The sequence below is a fragment of the Dyella solisilvae genome (assembly GCF_003351225.1).
GTDB classification, from domain to species: Bacteria; Pseudomonadota; Gammaproteobacteria; order Xanthomonadales; family Rhodanobacteraceae; genus Dyella; species Dyella solisilvae.
On sequence record NZ_QQSY01000001.1, the window covers coordinates 562,124 to 587,256 of the forward strand.

The 25,133-nt window shown below is 65.0% G+C and carries 15 protein-coding genes and 1 tRNA gene; 9 read left to right on the forward strand and 7 right to left on the reverse strand.

Features of this window, described 5'->3' with window-relative positions; genetic code table 11:
* Positions 1-639: 639 nt before the first annotated feature.
* Both DVT68_RS02485 and DVT68_RS02490 read right to left on the reverse strand, forming a co-directional pair.
* The gene (locus DVT68_RS02485) at positions 640-1,401 is read right to left on the reverse strand and encodes an NAD kinase (protein WP_114823466.1); all 762 of its coding nucleotides are present in this window, start codon (positions 1,399-1,401) and stop codon (positions 640-642) included.
* Between the two features lie 150 nt (positions 1,402-1,551).
* Entirely contained in the window at positions 1,552-6,486 is a 4,935-nt protein-coding gene (locus DVT68_RS02490) for an NAD-glutamate dehydrogenase (RefSeq protein WP_114823467.1), read from the reverse strand.
* Positions 6,487-7,359: 873 nt separating this feature from the next.
* On the opposite strand from DVT68_RS02490, the gene DVT68_RS02495 reads away from it, so the two are divergent.
* Both DVT68_RS02495 and DVT68_RS02500 read left to right on the forward strand, forming a co-directional pair.
* Complete coding sequence (locus tag DVT68_RS02495; RefSeq protein WP_114823468.1) at positions 7,360-8,580, forward strand: efflux RND transporter periplasmic adaptor subunit; 1,221 nt, start codon at positions 7,360-7,362, stop codon at positions 8,578-8,580.
* A gap of 14 nt (positions 8,581-8,594) precedes the next feature.
* Positions 8,595-11,840: an efflux RND transporter permease subunit gene (locus DVT68_RS02500; RefSeq protein ID WP_114823469.1), complete on the forward strand. Its 3,246-nt coding sequence runs from the start codon at positions 8,595-8,597 to the stop codon at positions 11,838-11,840.
* A 151-nt stretch (positions 11,841-11,991) separates the two neighbouring features.
* Here DVT68_RS02500 and DVT68_RS02505 read toward each other — a convergent pair whose 3' ends face one another.
* Complete coding sequence (locus DVT68_RS02505) at positions 11,992-12,825, reverse strand: SDR family oxidoreductase (RefSeq protein ID WP_114823470.1); 834 nt, start codon at positions 12,823-12,825, stop codon at positions 11,992-11,994.
* A gap of 98 nt (positions 12,826-12,923) precedes the next feature.
* On the opposite strand from DVT68_RS02505, the gene DVT68_RS02510 reads away from it, so the two are divergent.
* A complete protein-coding gene (locus DVT68_RS02510; protein ID WP_114823471.1) occupies positions 12,924-13,826 on the forward strand; it encodes a LysR family transcriptional regulator in 903 nt (300 codons plus the stop codon).
* Positions 13,827-14,015: 189 nt separating this feature from the next.
* Here the strand turns inward: DVT68_RS02510 and DVT68_RS02515 are convergent, their stop codons facing one another.
* The gene (locus DVT68_RS02515) at positions 14,016-15,209 is read right to left on the reverse strand and encodes an acyl-CoA dehydrogenase family protein (RefSeq protein ID WP_425477423.1); all 1,194 of its coding nucleotides are present in this window, start codon (positions 15,207-15,209) and stop codon (positions 14,016-14,018) included.
* A gap of 169 nt (positions 15,210-15,378) precedes the next feature.
* On the opposite strand from DVT68_RS02515, the gene DVT68_RS02520 reads away from it, so the two are divergent.
* The 3 genes from DVT68_RS02520 (at position 15,379) to metH (ending at position 20,224) form a co-directional block, all read left to right on the forward strand.
* Positions 15,379-16,305, forward strand: a complete 927-nt coding sequence (locus DVT68_RS02520; RefSeq protein ID WP_114823473.1) for an ArsR/SmtB family transcription factor — start codon at positions 15,379-15,381, stop codon at positions 16,303-16,305.
* A 9-nt stretch (positions 16,306-16,314) separates the two neighbouring features.
* A complete protein-coding gene (locus tag DVT68_RS02525; RefSeq protein ID WP_114823474.1) occupies positions 16,315-17,394 on the forward strand; it encodes a homocysteine S-methyltransferase family protein in 1,080 nt (359 codons plus the stop codon).
* 145 nt (positions 17,395-17,539) lie between these two features.
* Positions 17,540-20,224 carry a methionine synthase gene (metH, locus tag DVT68_RS02530; RefSeq protein ID WP_114823475.1) on the forward strand — a complete coding sequence of 895 codons (2,685 nt, stop codon included), beginning with the start codon at positions 17,540-17,542 and terminating at the stop codon, positions 20,222-20,224.
* 152 nt (positions 20,225-20,376) lie between these two features.
* On the opposite strand, the gene DVT68_RS02535 is transcribed toward metH, so the two are convergent.
* The gene (locus DVT68_RS02535; protein ID WP_114823476.1) at positions 20,377-20,718 is read right to left on the reverse strand and encodes a lipid-A-disaccharide synthase N-terminal domain-containing protein; all 342 of its coding nucleotides are present in this window, start codon (positions 20,716-20,718) and stop codon (positions 20,377-20,379) included.
* Between the two features lie 132 nt (positions 20,719-20,850).
* Between DVT68_RS02535 and DVT68_RS02540 the strand changes: the two genes are divergently transcribed.
* Positions 20,851-20,925, forward strand: a tRNA-Val gene (locus DVT68_RS02540).
* A 383-nt stretch (positions 20,926-21,308) separates the two neighbouring features.
* Here the strand turns inward: DVT68_RS02540 and DVT68_RS02545 are convergent.
* A complete protein-coding gene (locus DVT68_RS02545; protein ID WP_114823477.1) occupies positions 21,309-22,019 on the reverse strand; it encodes an rRNA pseudouridine synthase in 711 nt (236 codons plus the stop codon).
* A 283-nt stretch (positions 22,020-22,302) separates the two neighbouring features.
* On the opposite strand from DVT68_RS02545, the gene DVT68_RS02550 reads away from it, so the two are divergent.
* Positions 22,303-22,488 carry a hypothetical protein gene (locus tag DVT68_RS02550; protein ID WP_114823478.1) on the forward strand — a complete coding sequence of 62 codons (186 nt, stop codon included), beginning with the start codon at positions 22,303-22,305 and terminating at the stop codon, positions 22,486-22,488.
* 968 nt (positions 22,489-23,456) lie between these two features.
* Complete coding sequence (locus DVT68_RS02560; protein WP_114823480.1) at positions 23,457-23,909, forward strand: hypothetical protein; 453 nt, start codon at positions 23,457-23,459, stop codon at positions 23,907-23,909.
* A gap of 41 nt (positions 23,910-23,950) precedes the next feature.
* Here DVT68_RS02560 and DVT68_RS02565 read toward each other — a convergent pair whose 3' ends face one another.
* On the reverse strand, positions 23,951-24,706 hold the full coding sequence (locus DVT68_RS02565; protein WP_114823481.1) for a hypothetical protein: 756 nt from the start codon (positions 24,704-24,706) through the stop codon (positions 23,951-23,953).
* Between the last annotated feature and the right edge of the window lie 427 nt (positions 24,707-25,133).

Sequence of the window (25,133 nt, forward strand, 5' to 3'; positions counted from 1 at the left end):
CATCGTCCACCCCTCACCGCCTCACAGGGGATCAGGTGCAGGCTCGTGCCGCTGCGCGGCACATCGCTTCACTAAACCTCGGTCCTTCTTCGTAGGAATGCACCCAGTTCGAGATAGCTGAGAGGCTCCCTAATTCGGGTTTCCGCACAGCTTGCGCTACTACAGAGACGACGCGGCTCTTGGCTCTTGGCTTCTGGCTCTTGGCTTCTGGCTCTTGGCTTCTGGCTCTTCGCTTCGGCTCTTGACCTTCCCTCCCCTATGGCGCGGCGGGCGGGTGGAGGAACAGCCCGAAGGGTGGCCGGCAGGGACGCCGGCCAGTTTGGCGTCAGGGCAGGATGCCCTGTCGACAAACCCCGTAGCCCGTCCGCGAACCTGGAGGGCGTAGCCCGGAAGGCGCGCCATCGGGGTGGCCTTTCTCTTGGTTACTTCTCTTTGGCCAAACAAAGAGAAGTAACCCGGCGGCCAGCAGGCCGGCGGAAGCCCGCCGCAGGCGAGCACTCTAGCGATCGCACCAAATCGAAAGCCAAGGGCAAAGGCGCTGGATCCCAGCCTTCGCTGAGATGACGAAGCAGGAGATGTATTGGCTGAAACGAAGAACTAGCAGTGCCCGCGCAAAGACACGCTCAACCCCAAGAACCCTTAATCCTGCGCGAACTGCTCATCCAGAATGCGCTGCTCCAGATTGTGCTCCGGGTCGAACAGCAGGCGCACGCCCTGCCCTTCGGACTGGCGGATCTGCACCTCCCGGATGTCGCGCACCTCGCGATAGTCCGCCGTAGCGCTCACCGGGCGCTTGCCCGGATCAAGCACGCGCAGAGTGACCAGGGTACGGTGCGGCAGGATGGCGCCGCGCCAGCGGCGCGGGCGGAAGGGGCTGATCGGCGTCAGCGCCAGCACGTTGGCGTCCAGCGGCAGGATCGGTCCGTGCGCGGAGAGGTTGTAGGCGGTCGAACCCGCCGGCGTGGAGATCAACACGCCATCGCACACCAGGTTGGGCAGCTTCACGGCATCGTTGAGCTTCACTTCAAGATGCGCGGCCTGGTTGCTCTGGCGCAAAAGCGAGACTTCGTTGAAGGCCAGCGCGTGGAGCACATCGCCGTTGCCGTCGATCGTGCGCATCTCCAGCGGATAGAGCGCCGCTGCATGCGCACGCGCGATGCGCTCCTCCAGCTCGTCAAGCCGATGCTTGTTCATCAGGAAGCCGACACGCCCGAGCTTCATGCCGTAGACCGGCGCGGGCAAAGCGCGATACGCGTGCAGCGTGCGCAGCATGAAGCCATCGCCTCCGAGCGCGATGATCACATCGGCCTGCTCTGGCGGGACGTCGCCGTAGCGATCGACGAACTTGCGCCGGGCCTGCTGCGCGACGTTGGTTTCGCTGGCGACGAAGGCAAAGCGCATAAGGCGAGTCATCGATCCAAGGATGAGGCGCACAGTTGAGCGTAGATGGACAAAGGGCGCAAGACCGTCGCCGGCCTGCGCCCTTTGCGTTGATGTCGCGGAACCCCGGCGCCGGCTCCCGTGGGAGCTGCGCCGGGGCGTCGACCTGGCTTACTGGTTCACCGGCACCTGCGCCAGCTGCGCCAGGCGACGGACTGCGACCGATGCGATCGGGTAGTCCGCGTTCTGGGTCAGGATTTCCGCCAGCATGGCGCGGGTGTACTTCAGCGTGGCGTCGTCACGCTGCAGCCACGCCTGCACCGGCGAGACATCCTTGGCGCCACCGGTCATGGAAAGCACCTGCAGGGCCAGCGCGCGATGCTGGTGGTTCAGCTCATCCAGCAGCGAACCGCGGGCCTGGGCATGCCAGGCGCCTTCCACCGGCAGCACTTCGATCTGGCTGCGCAGCCATTCCAGATCAAGCGACTCGCCCAGTTCGTAGAACACGCCGGCCACCTTGCTGATCGGCTGGCCGCTCTGCTGCGCCACTTCGACGATGTCGAGCATCGCGCGCAGCTCCGACAGGCGGGCCATGCGCAGGGCCAGCTCCGACGGCAACCCAAGACCTTCCCACTTCTCCTGGCTGGTGATGAACTCCTGGCGACCCGTCTCGGTAAGCACGTTGGGCAGCGCCGCGCGCAGCTCCGTCACGCCGGCCTGGTAGCGCTCGACGTTGGCGTTGATGTCCAGCGTGCCGCCCGGGCGATTGAGCAGCCAGCGCGCGGTGTGACGCAGCAACGACCAGATCTGCAGGATGGCGTCGATCTGGGTGTTCTCCGCGACCTTGCTGTCCAGCGCTTCAACCTGCGCCCACAGTTCGCGCGCATCGAGGATCTCGCGTGCGGCGGTGTAGGCCTTGGCGATGGCCGCCGGACCCTGGCCGGTATCTTCCTGCATGCGCATCATGAAAGTGGCGCCCATGCGGTTGATGGTGGAGTTGGTCACGGCCGTGGCGATGATCTCGCGCTTCAGGCGGTGGCGCTGCATGTGGTCGGCGTACTTGCCGTGCAGCGGCTCGGGGAAGTAGCGCACCAGTTCCTTGGACAGGTACGGGTCTTCCGGCACGTCGGAGTCGAGCAGCTGCTGGTACAGCTTGATCTTGTCGTAGGACAGCAACACCGACAGTTCCGGACGGGTCATGCCGATGCCGCGAGTCTTGCGCTCTGTCAGCTCGGACTCGCTCGGCAGGTTTTCCACCTGGCGATCGAGAAGGCCTTCCTGTTCCAGCATGCGAATGAAGTGCGCCATCGAGCCGATGCGGTGCACCGACTGGTGCTCCATCAGGGTGATGGCCTGGTTCTGGCGGTAGTTGTCCCACAGCACCAGCTGGCCGACTTCATCGGTCATGCTGGCCAGCAGGGTGTTGCGCTGGTCGAGCGTGAGCTCGCCGCGCTGCACCGCATCGCCCAACAGGATCTTGATGTTCACCTCGTGATCGGAGGTATCCACGCCGGCCGAGTTGTCGATGAAGTCGGTGTTGATCAGCACGCCGTGCTGGGCAGCCTCGATGCGGCCCTTCTGGGTGAAGCCCAGGTTGCCGCCCTCGCCCACCACCTTGCAGCGCAGCTCGGCGCCATTGACGCGCAGCGCGTTGTTCGCGCGGTCGCCCACGTCGGCGTGCGTTTCGCTGGTCGCCTTCGCATAGGTGCCGATGCCGCCGTTCCACAGCAGGTCCACCGGCGCCTTCAGGATGGCGCTGAGCAGCTCGTTGGGCGCGAGCTGGGTGACCTCGGGTTTCAGGCCCAGCACGCCGCGCACTTCCGGCGAAATCGGGATCGACTTGAGCGTGCGTGCATACACGCCGCCACCCGCGGAGACCAGCGACTTGTCGTAGTCGTCCCAGCTCGAGCGCGGCAGCTTGAACATGCGTTCGCGCTCGACAAACGAACGCTCGGTGTCCGGATGCGGGTCGAGGAAGATGTGGCGGTGGTCGAATGCGGCCACCAGGCGGATGTGGCGCGACAGCAGCATGCCGTTGCCGAACACGTCGCCGGACATGTCGCCAATGCCGACGCAGCTGAAGTCTTCGGTCTGGCTGTTGCGGCCCAGCGCGCGGAAGTGCCGCTTGACCGACTCCCACGCGCCCTTGGCGGTGATGCCCATGCCCTTGTGGTCGTAACCGTTGGAGCCGCCGGAAGCGAAGGCGTCGCCCAGCCAGAAGCCGTGCGCCACGGAGATGGCGTTGGCGATGTCGGAGAACGTCGCGGTGCCCTTGTCCGCCGCGACCACCAGGTACGGGTCGTCGTTGTCGTGGCGCACCACGTCATGCGGCGGAGCCACCTTGCCCTCGACGAGGTTGTCGGTGATGTCGAGCAGGCCACTGATGAACATGCGGTAGCAGGCGATGCCTTCGGCCAGCTGCGCATCGCGGTCGCCGTTCACCGGCGGGTGCTTCACGAAGAAGCCGCCCTTCGAACCGACGGGCACGATCACGGTGTTCTTCACCATCTGCGCCTTCACCAGGCCCAGTACTTCGGTGCGGAAGTCTTCGCGGCGGTCGGACCAGCGCAGGCCGCCACGCGCCACCGAGCCGAAGCGCAGGTGGATGCCTTCCACGCGCGGCGCACTGACGAAGATCTCGCGGTACGGCACCGGCTTGGGAAGGTCCGGCACGCGGTGCGAGTCGAACTTGTAGCTGATGTAGCTGCGGTAGGCGCCATCCCACTGCTGGAAAAAGCTGGTACGCAGGGTGGCGCGGATCAACGCCACGAAGCTACGCAGGATGCGGTCGTCGTCCAGACTGGAGACGGTTTCCAGCAGGGTGTTGATGCTCTCCTCCACCACCGTGAACTGCTCGGCGCGCGGCTTGGACAGTGCGCCCACCAGGCCATCGATCAGGCCCGGGTGTGCGGTGCGCACGGATTCGGGGATCAGCGCCTGCATTTCGCCGCGCAGCAGCTCGCCAGCGCGACGCAGCTCGTCGGCCGCCAGCGTCTCACGGCGGGGGTCGAACTTGGCGAGGAACAGCTCCACCAGCAGGCCGGCGATCGCCGGGTAGCGGTTGAAGGCGTCTTCCATGTAGCTCTGCGAGAACGCCACGCCGGTCTGCAGCAGGTACTTGCAGTAGCCGCGCAGCATGGCGATCTGGCGCCAGCTCAGCTTGGCGCCGAGCACCAGGCGGTTGAAGCCATCGTTCTCCGCATTGCCACGCCAGATCTGCTCGAAGGCGTCCTCGAACAGCGTGCCCACCTGCTCCACGCTGAAGGCCAGGCTGCCGGCGGTCTGCACCTCGAAGTCCTGGATATACAGCGTGGTGTCACCCACGTGGATGTCATACAGGTGCTCGGTGAGCACGCGCAGGCCAAGGTTCTCCAGCTGCGGCAGCACCTCGGACAGCGCGATGTCGCCGCCGATGCGGTAGATCTTGAAGCGCAGCTCCTGCGGTCGGGCCGCCGGGTGATAGAACGACATGCGCACCGCATCGTCGCCCTTCAGCAGGGACAGCTGACGGACATCCTCGGCGGCCGCCGCCGGCGCTACGTCTTCCACGTAGCCTGCGGGCATCGACTTGCCATAGCGGTTGGCCAGCACGACACCATCGTGGTCGCCCAGCTTGGCCACCAGCGCATCGCGCAGGTCGTCCTGCCAGTTGCGCACGATGGCGGAGATGCCCTTTTCAAGCTCGGCCACGTCGTACTGCACCGGGTCGCCGATCTTGGGACGCACCACCACGTGCAGGCGCACCAGGGCGGCCTCGCCCATCAGCACGGAGGAATCGAGGTACTCGCCGCGCATGGTGGTGCGCAGCAGCGACTCGATGCGCTCGCGCACCGTGGTGTTGAAGCGTTCGCGCGGCACGAACACCGTGCAGGTGATGAAGCGGCCGTAGCGGTCACGGCGCGTGAACAGGCGCGTACGGGCGCGCTGGCGCAGTTCGAGCACGCCCATCGAGATGCTGTACAGCTCCTCTTCGCTGGCCTGGAACAGCTCGTCGCGCGGCAGGACCTCGAGGATGTGGCGCAACGCCTTGCCCGAGTGCGAGTCGCGCTTGAGGCCGGAGCGGTCCATCACGTACTCGAACTTCTGGCGCACCAGCGGCACGACCTGCGGGCGCGACATGTAGGCGCTGGAGGTGAACAGGCCCAGGAAGCGCTGCTCGGCGATCGGCTTGCCGGCGGCGTCGAACCTGAGCACGCCCACGTAATCCATGTAGCCCGAGCGGTGCGCGTGCGAGCGCGCGTTGGTCTTGGTGAGGATGATGGCGTCGGTCGAGCCCGACTGCGGCAGGTCATGCGCCACCAGCGTGCTCAGCGAACGCGGGGCCAGCGAGCGCTCGCTCTTGTGCAGGATACCCATGCCGGACGACTCGTCGGCGCGCAGCACTTCCTCGCCATTGACCTCGGTCACCACGTATTCGCGGTAGCCGAGGAAGGTGAAGTTGTCATCGGCGAGCCAGCGAAGGAATTCCGAGGCCTCCTGGACCGAGGCGTCATCCAGCGGCATCTGGCGCGACGGCAGGTCGGCTGCGATGGCCAGCAGCTTGTCGCGCATCTTCGGCCAGTCGGCCACCACGATGCGCACATCCTCCAGCGCGGTCTCGAGCCGGGCTTTCAGCGTGGCCTGTGCATCCTCGTCCGCCACGCGGTCCACTTCGAAATGCATCACCGATTCCGGCTGAGCATCCTCGGCGCCGAGCTTGAGCAGCTTGCCCGACGGATCGCGCGTCGCGTTGACCACCGGGTGGATCACGGCGTGGATCTGCAGGTGTTCGGAGGCCACCATGGTGACCGTGTCGACCAGGAACGGCATGTCGTCGGTAACGACCTGCACGTAGCTGCGCCCGGCATGGCCCGTCGCCGGATTGATCACGCGAACCGCGGCGCGGCCGGACTGGCGCTGCTGCATGAAGCCCACCAGATCGCCAACCAGCGCGGCCCATTCGGCCGGCGTGTGCAGATCGAGATCACTTTCGGAAAGGCGCGCAAAAAAAGCGCTGATAAAAAATTGCGCCTCATCAAGGCGCTCGACAGGGAATCCGCTTTGCTTCAGTTCTTCGAAAACAACAGTGGGGAAGGAGCTGTTGCTAGCCGCACGAATCGCGTTCATGGCATCTACTGTGTTGGGGAGACGGAATGAGGCAAAAAAAGCCCTAAAAGGATACGCCTCGCATCAGGCCTTATCCACCTTCGCCCGCGCTTCACTTAAGCCTGCAGTGGGCCATGACGGCGTTGCAGCAAAGCCGGTCGACAACGCTTTTCATCTGCCTGCAACGACGTTGTGCATGCATGCCGTGAACAGTGCGTGTGTGCGAAAACGTTTGCTGCGTTCGTGCGTTGGCGTGACCATCGCTTGCACGGTCAGCGCGAGCATGGCGGCAATACCCATGCGTATGCCAAGGCGTTTGGATCGATTAGGCGCTGCAACGCAACAAGTGCGCGTGAGCGCCGGGGCGCCCGTCGATGCCGACGGCGGCCAGACGCAAAACGCCGCCGGCTCCCTCGACCTGTCGTTCCATCCACGGAATATCGGGACTTGCGCACTGCCCCAGCCTCGGGACAACCGGACAATTGGCACAGGCGATCCAACGGAATGGTTGGCAGCATCGCGGCGTGGGGTTGGATGCCCGTCCGCATGGAGGCCGACACCCTACCTTCACGGTTTTAAGCCAAAATTGTTGGGGCCGGATCGGCACGGGGGCACACATAACGCTCCCGGCCGCGCTTCGGCGCCCTCCCGGCCCCCGTAGAGCAACGTTTTGGGGCCGGGTCAACGGCTCTACAAATTTTAAACTGTACGGTATAGTCCAAGCTCGTCTGCTCTTATTGAGACACGGCTGCCATACCCCGCCCCACGCCATCCCCCGTGGCATCCAGGGCAAGCTGCCAAGTCGTGTGCTCGAAGATGAACCGCCTTTTGGTCGATGCCCGGAGAGGCGTCGCCGCGCTACATCCCCGACAACATTAGAAGATTGGAGCTCACATGAAGTCCTCGTCATTGCGCGCACCCTTGTTGTGCCTTGGCCTGCTTGCTCTGACTGCCTGCGGTAAAGGCAAGGAACAAGGACCGCCACAACCGCCTGCAGCGGAAGTCGGCGTGGTGAAGGCGCAGCCGCAGAGCACCCCCCTGACCAAGGACCTGGTGGGTCGCGTGTCCGCTTACCGCAGCGCCGACGTGCGCGCCCGCGTTTCCGGCGTGCTGCTCCGTCGCGTGTATCAGGAAGGCACGGACGTCAAGCAGGGCCAGGTGCTGTTCGAGATCGACCCGTCCGTCTACCAGGCCACGCTCAACTCCGCACAGGCCAACGTGGTGTCGGCCCAGGCCACCTATGTCAACTATCACAAGACCGCCGAGCGCTTCCGCTCGCTGCGTCCGCAGAACTACGTCTCGCAGTCGGATCTGGATGCCGCCGAAGCCAACGAGCGCAGCAGCGCCGCTCAGGTGAAGCAGGCGCAGGCCGCGGTGGAGAACGCCCGCATTGCCCTGGGCTTCACGCGCGTGACGTCCCCGATCGATGGTCGGGCCGGCCAGCAGCAGGTGACCGAGGGCGCCATCGTTGGCAGCGCCAACGCCGATACCGGCGCCACGTCGACCCTGCTCACCACGGTCGACCAGCTCGATCCGCTCTACGTCAACTTCACCGTCAGCGCCGCCGACCTCGATCGCCTGCGCAGTTCCCAGAAGGCCGGCAACGTCTCGCTGGCCGACCAGAGCAAGACCACCGTGCAGGTCACCCTGCCCGACGGCAGCAAATCTCCCGAGGCCGGCACGCTGGACTTCTCCGGAGCCACCGTCGACCCGACCACGGGCAGCGTGAACCTGCGCGCCCAGCTGGCCAACCCCGATCACCGCCTGCTGCCGGGCACCTACGTGACCATCACCGCCAACCTCGGCGAACAGCACAACGTGTTCCTGATTCCGCAGGCCGGCGTGCTGCGTGACGTGGCCGGTGCATACACCCTGGTCGTGGGGCAGGACGGCAAGGTTGTGCGCAAGAACGTCAATGCCGACAACGTGCGTGGCGGCGACTGGATCGTCACCGGCGGCCTGAACAGCGGCGACCAGGTGATCGTTTCGGGCTTGCAGACGGTGCAGCCGGGCGCGCCCGCCAAGGCGACGCCGTGGCAGCCGGACCAGAAGTCCGGCGCGCCGGGTCAACAGGGAGCCGCAGCTGGCGCCAAGTCCGCTGCCGGCAAGCAGTAAGGGAGCCGACCAACATGCCGAGTTTCTTTATTGACCGCCCAATCTTCGCTTGGGTGGTCGCCATTCTTATCTCCCTGGTCGGCATCATCTCGGTGCTGAACATGGGCATCGAGTCGTACCCGAACATCGCCCCGCCACAGGTGGTGGTGTCGGCGACCTATCCCGGCGCCAACGCCGATACGGTGGAAAAGAACGTCACCCAGGTGATCGAACAGCAGCTCACCGGCATCGACCACCTGCTTTACTTCAGTTCGTCGTCCAACTCGAACGGTTCGGCATCGATCACGCTGACGTTCGAAACCGGCACCAATGCGGACATCGCCCAGGTGCAGGTGCAAAACAAGGTGCAGCTGGCGCAGCCGCGCCTGCCCACGGCCGTGACCCAGCAAGGCGTGGTGGTTTCCAAGAACAACCCCGACTTCCTGATGTTCGTCTCCCTGGTGTCGACCAATCCCGAGATCGACGCCAATCGTCTCGCCGACATCATCGCATCGCAGGTGGCGGACCAGGTCGGCCGCATCGCCGGCGTTGGCAGCACCTTCCTGGTTGGCTCCGAATATGGCGTGCGCATCTGGTTGAACCCGGACAAGCTGCAAGGTTTCGGCCTCTCGGCGAGCCAGGTGTACGCCGCGGTGGCGGCGCAGAACGTGCAGTTCGCCGCCGGCTCGCTTGGCGCCGACCCGTCCCCGAAGGACCAGAGCTTCACCGCCACGGTGTCGGCCGAGGGACGTTTCTCCACGCCGGAAGAGTTCGGCAACATCATCCTGCGCGCCAACAACAATGGCACCGTGGTCCGGCTCAGCGATGTGGCGAAGATCAGCTTCGGCCCGCAGACCTATGGCCGCGCATCCACCTGGAACGGTCAGCAGGTCGGCGGTCTCGGCGTGCAGCTATTGCCCGGCGCCAACGCACTGGACGTGGCCGATGCCGTGAAAGCCAAGATGACCGAGCTCTCCAGGGACTTCCCTGAAGGCGTCACCTGGTTCGCGCCCTACGACACCACGCCGTTCGTGAAGATCTCGATCGAGGAAGTGGTGCATACGCTGGTGGAGGCCATCATCCTGGTCTTCCTGGTGATGCTGATCTTCCTGCAGAACTTCCGCGCCACGGTGATCCCCACCCTGGTGATCCCGGTGGCCTTGCTCGGCACCTTCATCGGCCTCGTGTCGCTGGGCTTCACCGTCAACCAGTTGACCTTGTTCGGCATGGTGTTGGCGATCGGCATCGTGGTGGACGACGCGATCGTGGTGATCGAGAACGTCGAGCGCATCATGAGCGAGGAGCACCTCTCGCCGAAGGAAGCCACGCGCAAGGCGATGGGCCAGATCACCGGCGCGGTGGTGGCCATCACGGTCGTGCTGGCCGCCGTGTTCGTGCCGTCGGCGCTGCAGCCCGGCGCCTCGGGTGTGATCTACAAGCAGTTCGCCCTGACCATCGCCATCTCGATGGGTTTCTCGGCGTTCCTGGCCCTGTCGTTCACCCCGGCGCTGTGCGCCACCCTGCTCAAGCCCACCCACGATGAGAAGAAGAATCCGCTCTACCGTGGCTTCAACAAGCTGTTCGACTGGGTAACGCACACTTATAGCGGGCACATCGGCAGCGCGGCACGCCATGCGCCCCGCTGGATGATGGTGTTCGTGCTGGTGGCGGGCCTGGCCGGCCTGCTGTACACCAGGCTGCCGACCAGCTTCGTGCCCAGCGAGGACCAGGGCTTCGCGCTGGCCATCGTCAACCTGCCGCCGGGCGCCACCCTGCACCGCACGCAGGAAGTGATGACCGAGATGCGCGAGCGCATCGCCAAGAGCCCGCTCAACGATGCCATCGTCGGCATCTACCAGATCAGCGGCTTCAGCTTCATCGGCTCGAGCGAAAGCACGGGCATGGCCTTCATCAAGCTCAAGGACTGGAAGGAACGAAAGATCACCGCAGACGAACTGATCCTGCAGGCCAACGGCGTGCTGCATGGCATCCGTGACGCGCAGATCTTCGTGGTCAACCTGCCCACCATCCGCGGCCTCAGCCAGTTCGGAGGCATCGACATGTACCTGCAGGCGCGAGGCGGCCAGACGCATGGCGAGCTGATGCAGGCGATGGGTACCGTGCTGGCCAAGGCCAAGGACAACCACGCGCTGTACGGCGTGCGCCCGAACTCGCTGCCAGACGCGCCGCAGTGGGACCTCAACGTGGACCGCGTGCAGGCCCAGGCCATGGGGCTGTCGGTCAGTGACGTGTACACGGCCATCCAGCTCGCACTAGCGCCGGTGTACGTCAACGACTTCGTCTACGGTGGCCGCGTCAAGCGCGTCTACATCCAGGCGGACCAGCCCTACCGCATGGGCCCGGATGCGCTGCAGCATCTGTTTACGCCCAGTAGCCTGGCCACCGGCTCCACCAGTGCCTCGACCACCAACCCGTACAACATGATTCCCATCTCATCCGTGGTGCGTTCGAAGTGGGACATGGGCTCACCCGCCCTCACCCGCTACAACGGCTACGCGGCGGTGGAAATCGTGGGCAACGAAGCACCGGGTTATTCCACCGGCCAAGCGATGGCGGCGCTGCAGGGCATCGTCGAAAACGACCTGCCCAGGGGCTTCGGCTCCGACTGGACCGGCCAGTCCTATCAGGAAATCCTCGCCGGCAACTCGGCGACCCTGCTGATGGTGCTGTCGATCTTCATCGTGTTCCTGTGCCTGGCCGCCCTGTACGAAAGCTGGTCCATCCCGGTCGCCGTGCTGCTGGTGGTGCCGCTGGGCCTGCTCGGCACCGTGGTGTTCTCGATGCTGCGCGGCCTGCCCAACGACATGTACTTCAAGATCGGCCTGATCACAGTGATCGGCCTGGCTGCGAAGAACGCGATCCTGATCGTGGAATTCGCGGTGGCGCAGCAACAGGAAGGACACACTTTGTTCCAGGCGGTGGTCACTGCCTCGCGCCAACGACTGCGGCCGATCCTGATGACCTCGATGGCCTTCATCCTCGGCGTGTTCCCGCTGGCGATCTCCACGGGCGCCGGCGCCAACTCCCGTCACTCGATCGGTACCGGCGTGATCGGCGGCATGTTGTTCGCCACCTTCCTGGGCCTGCTTCTGATCCCGGTGTTCTACGTCACGGTGCGCCGCCTGCTGGGCGACAAGCTGGATGAGACATCGCACGGCATCCGCCATGCGCATGGCGGTGAGGCGGGCGATCAACCGCCACACGCGCCGGAACCGGGTGGCATGCAGCCGTTCGATTCCGATCCGCGACGCGGCGCGTAAGCGCCCCGCCGTCACCGGCACATCGAAAAGCCCCGGTCGCAGGACCGGGGCTTTTTTTATCGGGCATGCAGAGGGTCAGACCTCGCTGCTCACCGCCATGTTGCGTCTCCGCAGCCTGGCTTGGTGAGGGTGAGCACCGCAGCGCTGGGTCTCATTCCTCCGTGCGGAAATGAGCCCGCATGAAATCGATATACCCCTCTTCAGGCAGTTCACGGCGCGCCTTGACGAAGCCGCGCGCGTCGTCCCCCACCAGGTAACGCAAGCGGTCGCTGCCATCGGTGGCGGCCTCGTAGATCACCTGCGCCACTTCATCGGACGTCATCATGCGCGCAGCGCGCATGCGGTCAAAGGCCTGGTTGGTCGCGGCGACGAACGCGTCGTAGTCGGCGATCGCCGCATGGCCGGCGTACTCACGCCCGGATCGCTCGCCGAAGCGCGTGCTGCTGACGCCGCCATGCGGAATCACCAGCTTCACCGCCACGCCCTGCGAGGCCAGTTCGTAGGAAAGTGATTCGGAGAAGCCCTCCAGCGCGAACTTGCTGGCGCAATACAACGAGATCATCGGCAGGGTGAACATGCCGGCGCCGGAGCTCACGTTGACGATGACGCCTGCACGATGCTGACGAAAATGCGGCAGCATCGCGCGTATCACTTCCATCACGCCGAAGACGTTGACGTCGAACTGCTCGCGGATCTTGTCCTCCGGCGTGGCCTCGAACAGGCCGTACTGGCCAAATCCCGCGTTGTTGACCAGTGCGTCGATGCGGCCGAAGCGCGCGATGCCGGCTTCGATGGCGTCATGGATGCTGGCGCGGTCCTGCACATCCAGTCGCGTCACCAGCACCTGCTCGGGCCACGCCAGCTCAACGGCCCTGGCCGGTGAACGCATGGTTGTCACAACGTTCCAACCCGCCTCGGCAAAGCGCCGGACCGCGGCCTGGCCGATGCCTGACGAGGTTCCGGTGATGAGTACGGTCTTTTTCATGATTCCTGCTCGATGGTGGGCATGCATGAAACGTAGCGGCGAGGCATTGATGTAACAATCGACGCAACCCCGCATGGCCTGATGCACAATCCAGCACAATGAAACGCGCCGGGCTGGACGAACTCAACGCCGTGGTTTCCGTAGCCACGCACCGCAGCTTTCGCGCCGCGGCGGCCGAGCTGGGCATGTCGCCCTCCGCCCTCAGCCATGCGATCGCCACGCTCGAACAACGCATGGGCGTACGCCTGTTTCATCGCACCACGCGCAGCGTGGCGCTGTCCGAGGCTGGCGAGCAGTTCCTCGCAAGGGTTCGACCGGCGCTACGCGACATCTCCGAGGCCATGGAGGCGGTCAACCAGTTTCGCGACACGCCGGCCGGCACGCTGCGCATCAACGTCTCGCTGGGCGGAGCGCGCATGGTGCTGACGCCCATCGTGCTGCGCTTCCTCCAGCGCTACCCGGAGATGCATGTCGACCTGGTCTCCAACGACCGGATGGTAGACATCGTGGCCGAAGGCTTCGACTCCGGCATCCGCCAGCTCGAGGCCGTGCCGAACGACATGATCGCCGTGCCCTGCACGCCCGAGCTGCGCTTCGCGGTGGTCGGCTCGCCGAGCTACTTTCGTGATCATCCGCACCCGCTGACGCCCGGCGACCTGATGTCACATACGTGCATCCGCGCGCGCCTGCCTGGCGGTACGCCGTATCGCTGGGAATTCGAAAAGCACGGCGAGACTGTGAGCGTGGACGTGGCCGGTCCACTCACGCTCAACCAGTGGGACCTGATGGTCGAGGCCGCGCTGCAGGGCGTGGGGCTGGCTTATGCGAGCGAATGGACGGTGGCCGGCCATATCGCCGCCGGCCGGCTGATTCGCGTGCTGGACGACTGGACGCCGCCGTTCCCCGGTCTGGCCCTGTACTACCCAGGCCATCGGCATGTGCCGGCGGGACTGCGCGCCTTCGTCGAACTCGTTCGCGAAACCATGCGCACTGACGCATGAGGTTGTGCGGCGGCTGGGCGGCGAAAGCAGGCTGAAGAATGAGGCGCCGTCCATGGCGGGAGGGACCAATCCCTGGCTAAACGCAAGTATTTACGAAACTTGATGCCCCGTCAATCGAACTGCGGCATCAGGTCAGTCATGGCGCCCCCAAAAACATGCCTGACCGGGTCACCGGCCGGGCCATGGTGATCAGCGCAACCCGGTTTCCGCGCGGGCGATCACGATGCGCTGGATCTCGCTGGTGCCCTCGTAGATCTCGGTGATCTTGGCGTCGCGGAAGTAGCGCTCCAGCGGCATCTCCTTGGAGTAGCCCATGCCGCCATGGATCTGCACCGCCTGGTGCGCGATCCACATGGCCGCCTCGGAGGCGGTGAGCTTGGCCATGGAGGCCTCGGTGCCAAAACGGCCGCCATTCTTCTCGGCCTCGCCCTTGGCCCAGGCCGCACGCAGCGTCAGCAGCGTCGCCGCGTCCAGCTTGCACTTCATGTCAGCGATCTTCGCCTGGGTCATCTGGAACGTGCCGATCGGATGGCCAAACGCCTTGCGGTCACGCGACCACTGCAGCGTGGCCTCGTAGGCGGCGCGCCCGATGCCCACCGCCTGCGACGCGATGCCGATGCGCCCCGCGTCGAGCAGGCTCATGCCCATCGCGAAGCCCTTGCCTTCGGCGCCCAGCAGGTTCTCCTTCGGGCACACGTAGTCGGTGAACTCGATCTCGCAGGTGGCCGAAGCGCGAATGCCCAGCTTCGGCTCGCTCTTGCCAGCGTGGAAGCCCGGAAGCTGCGTATCGATAATGAAGGCGGACACGCCCTTGGCGCCGATGCCCGGCGTGGTGATGGCGAACAGGATGATGTAGCGCGCGACCATGCCGGAGGTGATCCAGCTCTTCTTGCCGTTGATCACCCAGTCGCCGTCGGCGTTCTTCGTCGCCCGGGTGTGCATGGCCGACGCATCGGAACCCGACTGCGGCTCGGTCAGCGCATAGGCGCCGATGGCCTCACCCTGCGCGATGGCGCGCACGAACTTCTGCTTCTGCGCCTCGTTGCCGTGCTTGAGGATGCCGTTGCAGAACAGCGAGTTGTTGACCGACATGATGGTCGCCGTGGCGGCGTCGGCCGCGGCGATCTCGATCATCGCCAGCACGTAGGCGATAGGGTCCATGCCGGCGCCGCCGTACTCGTGCGGCACCTCGACGCCCATCAGGCCCAGCTGGCCCATCTCGCGGATGTTCTCCAGCGGAAACTCCCCCTTTTCGTCCAGTTCCGCCGCCACCGGCACGATTCGCTTCTGGGCGAAATCGCGTGCAATGGCCTGAATGGACAGCTGGTCTTCGGTAAAGCGGAAATCCATAACGACTCCAAAGGGAAGGAGGAAGCCGCCCATTTTAGCCCGCCTGGCCCGATACCCTCTGTGCGGGTGCAGCAAGCCGCCACGCCGCTCCACCCTTGTTGGAAGCACGCCCTGCCGCCCCACCGGCTCTCCATCGGACCTTGACGCCTCGCGGCGTGAGGCCTAGCCTTACGCATCTCTGTATCGCGATATAAGGATACCCATGGATCTGGCCACCGCCTCCAGCGTGCTGCGCCTGCTGGCGGACCCCACCCGTGTGCGCCTGCTCGCCCTGCTGGAACGCGAGGAACTGACCGTGGCCGAGCTGGCCGCGGTGTTGCATCTCGCCCAGCCGCGCGTGTCGACCCACTTGGCCAAGCTCAAGGAGGCCGAACTGGTGCGCGACCGCCGCGCCGGCGTCTCCGCCTACTACCGCGCCAACAGCGAGTCGGACGAGCACCAGCAGGCACTGCTGAAGTCACTGCGCGACAGCATAGACGACGCCCTGCTCCGCGAGGATGCCGCCCGCCTGCCCGGCGTGCTGGCCCAGCGCGCCCGCGAGGAAGGTTGGGCGGACACGGTAGCCGGCGACATGGAGCGCCACTACTCGCCCGGCCGCACTTGGGAAACGCTGGCCCGCTCGCTGCTGCAGCTGCTGGGTACCGGCGACGTGCTGGACATCGCCTCCGGCGATGGCATCACCGCCGAGCTGCTGGCCCCGCACGCGCACTCCATTGTCTGCGTGGACAGCAGCGAACGTGTGGTCGAGGCCGCCGCGCAGCGACTGAAGCCGTTCGCCAATGTCGAAGTACGCCAGGGCGACATGCACGCGCTGGACCTGGGCGAGCGTCGCTTCGACCTGGTGCTGATGCTGCACGCCCTCACCTATGCCGAACAGCCCGCCAAGGCCGTGTCCGAAGCGGCCCGCCTGCTTCGGAGCGGCGGCCGCCTGCTGGCGGTGACCCTGGGCAAGCATGACCACCGCGCCGTGGTCGAGCCGTTCGACCACCGCAACCTCGGCTTCGCCGCCGACGAACTGAGCGGCTTCGCCGAAGCCGCCGGCCTGTCCGTGCTGAGCTGCACCCGCCTGAGCCGCGAGCGCAAGGCGCCGCATTTCGAAGTGATGAGCCTGCTCGCACGCAAACCCTAAGGTCTCCCCATGAGTACGCTCCCCTGGCTGCATCCCGAACGCGTCGCCCTGCTGGATAAACGGCTGCGCGAACGCATCCTGATCCTCGATGGCGGCATGGGCACCATGCTGCAGCGGCATCAGCTGGACGAAACCGCGTTTCGCGGCGAACGTTTCGTTGATGGCCATGACAGCGCGCATGCGCACGACCATCCCGGCGGTTGCGATCTCAAGGGCAACAACGACCTGCTCACGCTGACCAATCCGGAGGTCATCCGCGGAGTGCACGAGGCCTATCTGGAAGCCGGCGCGGACCTGGTGGAGACCAACACCTTCAATTCCACCCGCATCAGCCAGGCCGACTATCACCTGGAACACCTCGCCTATGAGCTGAACCTCGAAGGCGCTCGCCTCGCCCGTGCCGCGTGCGACACCTGGGAAGCGAAGACGCCGGACCAGCCGCGCTTCGTGATCGGCGTGCTCGGCCCCACCAGCCGCACCGCCTCGCTGTCGCCGGACGTGAACGACCCAGGCTTCCGCAACGTCACCTTCGAGGAACTCGTTGCCAACTACACCGAGGCCGCCAGCGGACTCATCGACGGCGGCGCCGACCTGATCATGGTCGAGACCATCTTCGACACGCTGAACGCAAAAGCCGCGCTGTTCGCGGTGAGTGAGCTGTTCCTCCAGCGCGGCGCGCGCCTGCCAGTGATGATCTCCGGCACGATCACCGACCGCTCCGGCCGCACGCTGTCGGGGCAGACCGCCGAAGCCTTCTACTACTCGGTGCAGCACGCGCGCCCGATTTCCGTGGGCCTCAACTGCGCGCTGGGCGCGGCCGACCTGCGCCCGCACGTGCAGACCCTGGCCAACGTGGCCGGCTGTTTCGTCAGCACGCATCCCAACGCCGGCCTGCCCAACGCCTTCGGCGAGTACGACGAAACGCCCGAGCAGATGGCGTCTGTCATCGGCGGCTTCGCCCGCGACGGCCTGCTCAACCTGGTCGGCGGCTGCTGCGGCACCACGCCTGCGCACATCAAGGCCATTGCCGACGCGGTGCGCGATGTCGCGCCGCGCGTGCTGCCTGCCGACAAGAAGGAAGCGGCCTGATGGCCCCTCTCTCCCCTAGGGAGAGGGCTGGCGTGAGCGACCAGGCTCGCCTCGCGCCACCATCGACGCGCACCCCGATGCACACCATCTCAAGCCCCACCCCCTCACCTCAATCCTCTCCCCGCCAGGGAGAGGAGGACAACGCATGATGCCTCGCTACACCCGCCTCTCCGGCCTCGAACCGCTGGTCATCACCCCTGACCTGCTCTTCGTCAACGTCGGCGAACGCACCAACGTCACCGGTTCGGCGCAGTTCCGCAAGCTGATCAAGGAGGATCGCTACGAAGAAGCGGTGGACGTGGCGCGCCAGCAGGTGGCCAACGGCGCGCAGATCATCGACGTCAACATGGACGAGGGCCTGATCGATTCCGAGGCGGCGATGACGCGCTTCCTGAATCTGATCGCGGCCGAACCGGATATCGCCCGCGTGCCGGTCATGGTCGATTCGTCCAAGTGGACCGTGATCGAGGCCGGCCTGCGTTGCCTGCAAGGCAAGGGCATCGTCAACTCGATCTCCATGAAGGAAGGCGAGGAGGTGTTCCTCGAGCACGCCCGCAAGGTGCAGCAGTACGGCGCCGCCGTGGTGGTGATGGCCTTCGACGAGCAGGGCCAGGCCGACACCTGTGCACGCAAGGTGGAGATCAGTTCGCGCGCCTACGAGCTGCTCACCAGCAGGCTCGACTTCCCGCCCGAAGACATCATCTTCGACCCCAACATCTTCGCCATCGCCACCGGCATCGAGGAACACAACAACTACGCGGTGGACTTCATCGAGGCCACCCGCGAGTTGAAGCGCCGCTTCCCCGATTCGCACGTCTCCGGCGGCGTTTCCAATGTGTCGTTCTCGTTCCGCGGCAACAACGTGGTGCGCGAGGCGATCCACTCCGTGTTCCTCTACCACGCCATCAAGGCCGGCATGGACATGGGCATCGTCAACGCCGGTGCGTTGATGATCTACGACGACCTGCCCGAAGAACTGCGCGAGCGCGTCGAAGATGTAGTGCTGAACCGCCGCCCGGACGCCACCGAGCGCCTGCTCGAGATCGCCGACAACTACAAGGCAAAGAAAGGCGAAGTCGTCACCGAAAACCTCGCCTGGCGCGAGAAGCCGGTGCGCGAGCGCCTCAGCCACGCGCTGGTGCATGGCATCGACCAGTACGTTGTCGAAGATACCGAGGCCGTGCGCATCCAAGCGGCGCGTCCGCTGGATGTGATCGAAGGCCCGCTGATGGACGGCATGAACGTGGTCGGCGACTTGTTCGGCGCCGGCAAGATGTTCCTGCCGCAGGTGGTGAAGTCCGCCCGCGTGATGAAGAAAGCCGTGGCGCACCTGATCCCCTTCATCGAGGAGGAAAAGGCACGCACCGGTGATGCCGGCAAGTCCAACGGCAAAATCGTCATGGCCACGGTCAAGGGCGACGTGCACGACATCGGCAAGAACATCGTCGGCGTGGTGCTCCGCTGCAACAACTTCGAGGTGATCGACCTCGGCGTGATGGTGCCGACGCAGAAGATCCTGGACACCGCCATCGCCGAGAACGCCGACATCATCGGCCTGTCCGGCCTGATTACCCCCTCGCTGGAGGAGATGAGCCAGGTGGCGCGCGAGATGCAGCGCCAGAACTTCTCCATCCCGCTGATGATCGGCGGCGCGACCACCTCGCGCGCGCATACGGCGCTGAAGATCGAGCCGCATTACAAGTCGCCGACGGTTTGGGTGAAGGATGCCTCGCGCGCCGTCGGCGTGGCGCAGTCGCTGCTCAGCAAGGAGCTGGTCGACGCCTTCATCACCAAGGTGAAGGCCGAATATGCCGAAGTGCGCGAGCGCCACCGCAATCGCGGCAGCGGCAAGCCGCTGGTGCCGATGGAAAAGGCCCGCGCGCAGCGCTACAACACCGACTGGGCCAGCTACGAGCCGCCGCAGCCGCGCCAGCCCGGCATCACGGTGTTCGACAACTACGACCTTGCCGAGCTGCGCCAGTACATCGACTGGTCACCGTTCTTCAATGCCTGGGAGCTGGCCGGCCACTACCCTGCCATTCTCGACGACGAGATCGTGGGCAAGCAGGCGCGCGAACTGTTCAAAGACGCGCAGACCATGCTGGACGCACTGATCGCCGAGAAGTGGCTGACTGCCCGCGCCGTGATCGGCTTCTGGCCAGCCGCCAATCTCGGTGACGATATCGAGATCCGCCTGGACGATGGCAGCAAGACCGTGTTGCATCACCTGCGCCAGCAGGTCGACAAGCCGGTCGAGCGTCCTGATTTCTCCCTCTCCGACTTCATCGCGCCAAAGAGTGCAGGCAAGCAGGACTGGATTGGCGGCTTCGCCGTCACCGCCGGTATCGGCATCGATGCGCACGTCGCGCGCTTCGAAGCGGCTCACGACGACTACTCGTCCATCCTGCTCAAGGCGCTGGCCGACCGCCTGGCCGAGGCCTTCGCCGAGCGCCTGCATCAGCGCGTGCGTCGGGAATTCTGGGGCTACGCGGCGGACGAATCGCTGGACAACGAAGCACTGATCAAGGAGCAGTACAGCGGCATCCGCCCGGCGCCGGGATACCCGGCTTGCCCGGATCACACCGAAAAGGCCACCTTGTTCCGCCTGCTCGACGCCACCCGCAACACCAGCATCGAACTGACCGAGGGCTTTGCGATGTTTCCCACGGCGGCGGTATCCGGCTGGTACTTCTCGCATCCGGACAGCCAGTATTTCGTGGTCGGCCGCATGACCCGCGAACAGGTGGACGACTATGCCAAGCGCAAAGGCTGGACGCGCCAGGAAACCGAACGCTGGCTGGCCTCCAATCTTGACTACGACCCGGACTAATTGCGGGATTGTCCTCTGCCGCGACCTTGGTTTTGCTTGTCATCCCAGCGCAGGCTGGGATCCAGAGTCTTGGCCTTCCGCTGCGTAAAAAGACGCTGGATTACTGCCTTCGCGGGAATGGCGAGCAATGAAGCGGGAAGACGTCCCCCTGCTCAAACCTCGCTTTCGACCAGCGAGCGGCGCTTCACCTCGCGCATGTGCACGGCGAGGTTGTAGACCGAAACGAACGCCGGGAAGAAGTTTGACAGGATGCCCACCGAGTCGTTCTTGCCAAAGATGAAGTAGGACAGCAGCAGCGCACTGCCGATCACCGACAGCCACCAGAACGACAGCGGCATCACCACGCGCCGAAGCTTGCGGGTGTAGTACAACTGCACGAACCAGCGGCTGGTGAACATCACCGAGCCAAGGTAGCCGACCATCTTCCAGGGCGTGAACTCGAAATTGTGCAGGGCATTGATGATGTGCGTGAGTTCGTGCTGCAGGAAGTCCATGAGCCTGGGCCAATAACGAGGGAAACGCGCCATTGTACGCGGCCACCTTTCGCCCAACTGCCTCGAACGTGAATTTTTTGCATGCAAAGCCTTGACCCGGCCCCTCACTCCTCGTATATTTGCGCGCTCGGCGGGCGATTAGCTCAGCGGTAGAGCACTGCCTTCACACGGCAGGTGTCGCAAGTTCGATCCTTGCATCGCCCACCACCGAATCAAAGACTTAGGCCGCCCCAACGGGTGGCCTTTTTCTATTGCGGACGCCGGTACGGAAAGGGATTCCGGCATGCCGTCGCACGAGAACTCTCCGTTCGATTGAATGCCGCGGTCGCCCCCCGATGGCGCGCATTTGCCGGTGGCTGTGGTGCGCGAGCGTCGCCACGGGGAGGCATCAAAACCTCATCGCAACTCGCTGTGTTCGCAACGATGCGACCGACTGAGCGCGCGTATCAGGACGTTATCCGAGGCCCCGAACAAGATCATGTCCGCAACGTCCCCGGAGCATCCGCGACGATAGCTACTTAGTGGCGATGCACGGATGGCTCGGTCAATTCCGCCAGCGACAGATTTCTACGCCGACCAAGTCCAGGCAATCAAAAACGATCCGTGCTTGCCAGATAGCGCCACTGTCCTGGCTGCAGTCGGGACATGGGAATGCGGCCGATACGGAGGCGTTTGATGGCGAGGACCTTCAACCCGACGGCGTTGCACATGCGCTCGACCCTGTCGGGCGAAATCCGCTTCAAGGCGAAGCGCAGGTGGGTTTCGTTTTGCCAGCTCACCTTGATGGGTGGCAGCGCGTAGTTGTCGAAGCTGAGTCCGTGGTTGAGCAGGGCAAGTCCGTTCGGCGCCAGCTTGCCCTCAACTTCAACCACCAGTTCCTGCTCGATGCGGTCGGAATCGTCTTCCAGGCGACGCTTTACCCGCCAGTCCTGCGTGAACACCAACAGGCCACTCGCCTTGTCGGGCAAAGGCAGCGGCGATTCCAGTCGAGCGAAGTGCCGCTTTAGCAGGCGCACGCCGGAGGCGTCGTCAGCGGCGTGGCTCTCGGCGTGGATCAATGCGCGAGCCTGATCCACCGTGATGCCGGCGGGCTTATGCAACACCATCGTGGCAGGTTCGGGCGGTTCGAGCCTGGCGTGCGGATCGATCTCGATGTGCTGTTCCAGCACCTTGAACTGCGGCTCTTCCACGGTCACGCCGTCCACGCGCACCCAGCCGCCTTCGATGTACATCTCCGCCTCGCGACGCGAGCACTGAGCCAGGGCGGCGACACGTTTGGCGAGGCGCAGAGGTTCGGTCATTGGCAGGGCCTGGGAGTCATGCCGGGCATTATAGGCGTGCCCGCTCCGGCCAAGACTTGCCGCTTAGCGCCGGCCACGTCATCGGCTTGCCGTCGCCGGGGGCCATCACCAACGAGGCACGCCTCCTGAAGGGGGGCCAAACTCATGGCCGGGGATCAACGACCACCGGCCCCTTATTCAGCCTTCTCCAACGCAGACGGCATCGCTCCGCCACGACCACTGTGCAGCGAGCCGATAGGGAGTATGGTGGTGAGGTTACTCACCGACCAGGGCAGACACCCAAATGAATGACACAACCAAGCCGTTGTCCGCCGCCACCATTCATTCCGTCTATTCCGGCAAGAAGATTTCATCTGTGGTTGATCAGGCCAAGGAATTCAAATCGACGAACCGCTTCGTTCGCGATCCTTCGCACTCCGGTGAGGCGCCGCAGCAGCCCAAAGTCGGCAAGGGACCGTTTCGCCGCTAACCTCAAAGCGCGCAAACCTCGTGCGTTCCATGGAGCCGGGCGAGTCGGCATGCGACCCGGCGCTGGCCCTTCGTAAGCACTGAACCGAAGTGCCGATGGCGGCGCAATGCGGTATTCAGGAGGACGCAACAAGAAGGCTTCCCGAGGCAACGACGTGCCGCCACACAGGCAACTCCGTCCGGCTCGCCTCTAGCCTGACGCAAGCAACCCTGCAAGCACCGCAACGCGCCTTGTCGCCAATACCAAAGTGAGGCGTCCTAGCCCCGCCACATGTCACGGCCGGAGCTGCAACTCCCCTCCACGCCATAGGCCCCCATGAAGCCTTGCCGATACATGGTTGTCGGCTGACGGTCAAAATCGACGCCTACCCTGCGCTCAAACCCGGGAATGATGCCGGGGAGACTGCGACGGAGGTCCGTGTCGTCATGTCATGCGAGCGGGAGCATGTGTTGTTGGTCAATGCGCTGGGTACCGCATTGGATGAGAACCTCCGCCTGAGGCGTGAGATCGATTTGTTGCAGGCGCAACTGCGGCGGCATCCGAGTGGCGAATTGCAGATACGGCAAGCGAGACGTCAGCTCGCTTCGCTTGGCCGGGCGGCGCCGGTCGATTACGTGCCAGGTACTCATTGAGGGGAGTCCCAGGTCGTCGGCTGTCCCCGCGAAAGGGGGAACGAAGGAGGTTCGCGCCTTCCAACGCGAAGGCGCCGGATCCCGGCGTTCGCGGGGACAAGAGGCTGGAGGGGTGACCTCCGGATTTCCTGGGGCGGCCAGCCAGGCGCCGCAAGTTGTTGCATCCCACCTCGATCAGGCTCCGCCCCGGCTCCGCGAGCACCCTGCCCGTGCGCAGATTTGCCTTGCCGATCAAGGCTGTCACCCTGCCTTGCCCGATTGACACAAATTTCCGATATCCAAAGCGCCCTGCCCTGTGGAGAATACGGCGTCGAATTCTCGGAAGGGGACGGGAAGATGAGCCAGAGCAACGCCACGGCGTATCCCGTGTCGCAACTGCTCGTTGTGACGCGCAGCCTGGTCGAACTCACGGATAGAGCCATGTCCGATAGCGAGCTGTCGCATGCAGCTGCCGACGTGCTGGTGTTCGCCGCGCGACAGGCTGCCCGCCTGGTGGAAGACGTGGTGAGCGTTCGCTCGAACGATCCGGCGCGGGCCAGCGACTTCGTATTGTGTCCGAGCAGCGGTGATCTCGACCGCGCCTACACCGACCTGGAATGCCTGGCCGAGGCCGCAAGCATGATCCGCGCGCACGGCATCGGCTCGCAATACCGCGCCCACCTCGCCTACCTGATGCGCTACGCGGCCGAGTCGGCCTGCCATGCCCTTGAGCGCGCCGAGCGCGCGATGCATCGCGCCGACGCACTCAGCAGCATCCCGGGTGTTCCCTCGGCCGCCTTCCTCGACTGACGCATCGAAGTCGCCGCGGCACACAGCCGCGACGACTCTGCTTACTTCGAACGCTTCCCGTCGTCTGGCGGCGTTGCCTGTTCCAGCTCCCCTACCTGGACGTGGCCAACCCATCCATCGAACACGTTGGCCGCCGCTGCGTCCACGGCCTTCACCACCAGTTGCGCCGGTGGGCAGCTGGTGGGATTGGTGGTGGGCTGCGCCGTGTTCCCCGCGCCCGCCATGCAGTACTGGCCCCCACTTCTGCTGAGCCGGGTCAGTTCGGCCATGCCGGCTGCGTAGCGCTGCTCCGCCCGCTTGGCGGCGACCCCGTCGCCATAAATCGGACGCATGCCGACCAGCAGCTGTTCGGCCGCCTTGCGCTCCTCGTCCGAAGCTTTGGCGTACGCCGCCTGATAGGCCTGCTCATAGTCCGAGCCGGAACGCTCCGCCGCCAGCGCCAGCCAGGCCAACGCGAGGGGGCGGTTCACCGGCTGCTGATCACCATTGAGAGCCATGATGCCGAGCACATACTGGGCTGGCTTGCTGGCCCAACTGGCGGCGGTGGTGAAGAATCGCTGCGAACTGGCGTAGCGGTGATTGCCATAGCTCTGCTTGCCCAGGCAGTAGTAGTAATCACCTGGCAGGAATCGCTCTTCGCCAATCGCACACTGCGTATTGGCCAGATCAGCGTCGGTCGGAACCGGCTCGCTGTCCGGCAGCGGAACCCCGCTGGCGGACTGGCCGAGTACGGCCAGCGGACTCGCCAACAATGCCACTGCCAGGCCCCAGGGCCAGATGGCGCGCTTTCCCTGCATGGTCTTTGCTCCTGTGCTCGATAAGGGGACGAATGCGTCGCCGATCGTAACGGGCCGGGTGATCATCAGGATGACAGGCGGCGCGCCGAAGCGACGCGTCGCCCACGCGCGCGCATGAGGAACGAGCGCAGTTGGGTGGGCCACCCGTCCTGGGTTGCACGCCACCCGGTGGTCAGACATCCCTTGCCGACCTTGGCTGGCGCCTCACGGCGCGGGCCTGCGTGTCGAACGACGGTTCCGCTGACACGTCGCCTCGCCGAGTCTTGACGGGACACAAGGCCTAGGCGGGCCCCCGTCGCCAACACGGCGAGACGCGCGCATTGTGTCGATCCGGTTGCGGACCAAACTTGAGAGGACTCTCAAATCGGACGTTAGTCGCCGGGCGAGCTTCCGAATGTGTGGACTGCGTAGCAGGCGCAAGCAGTGC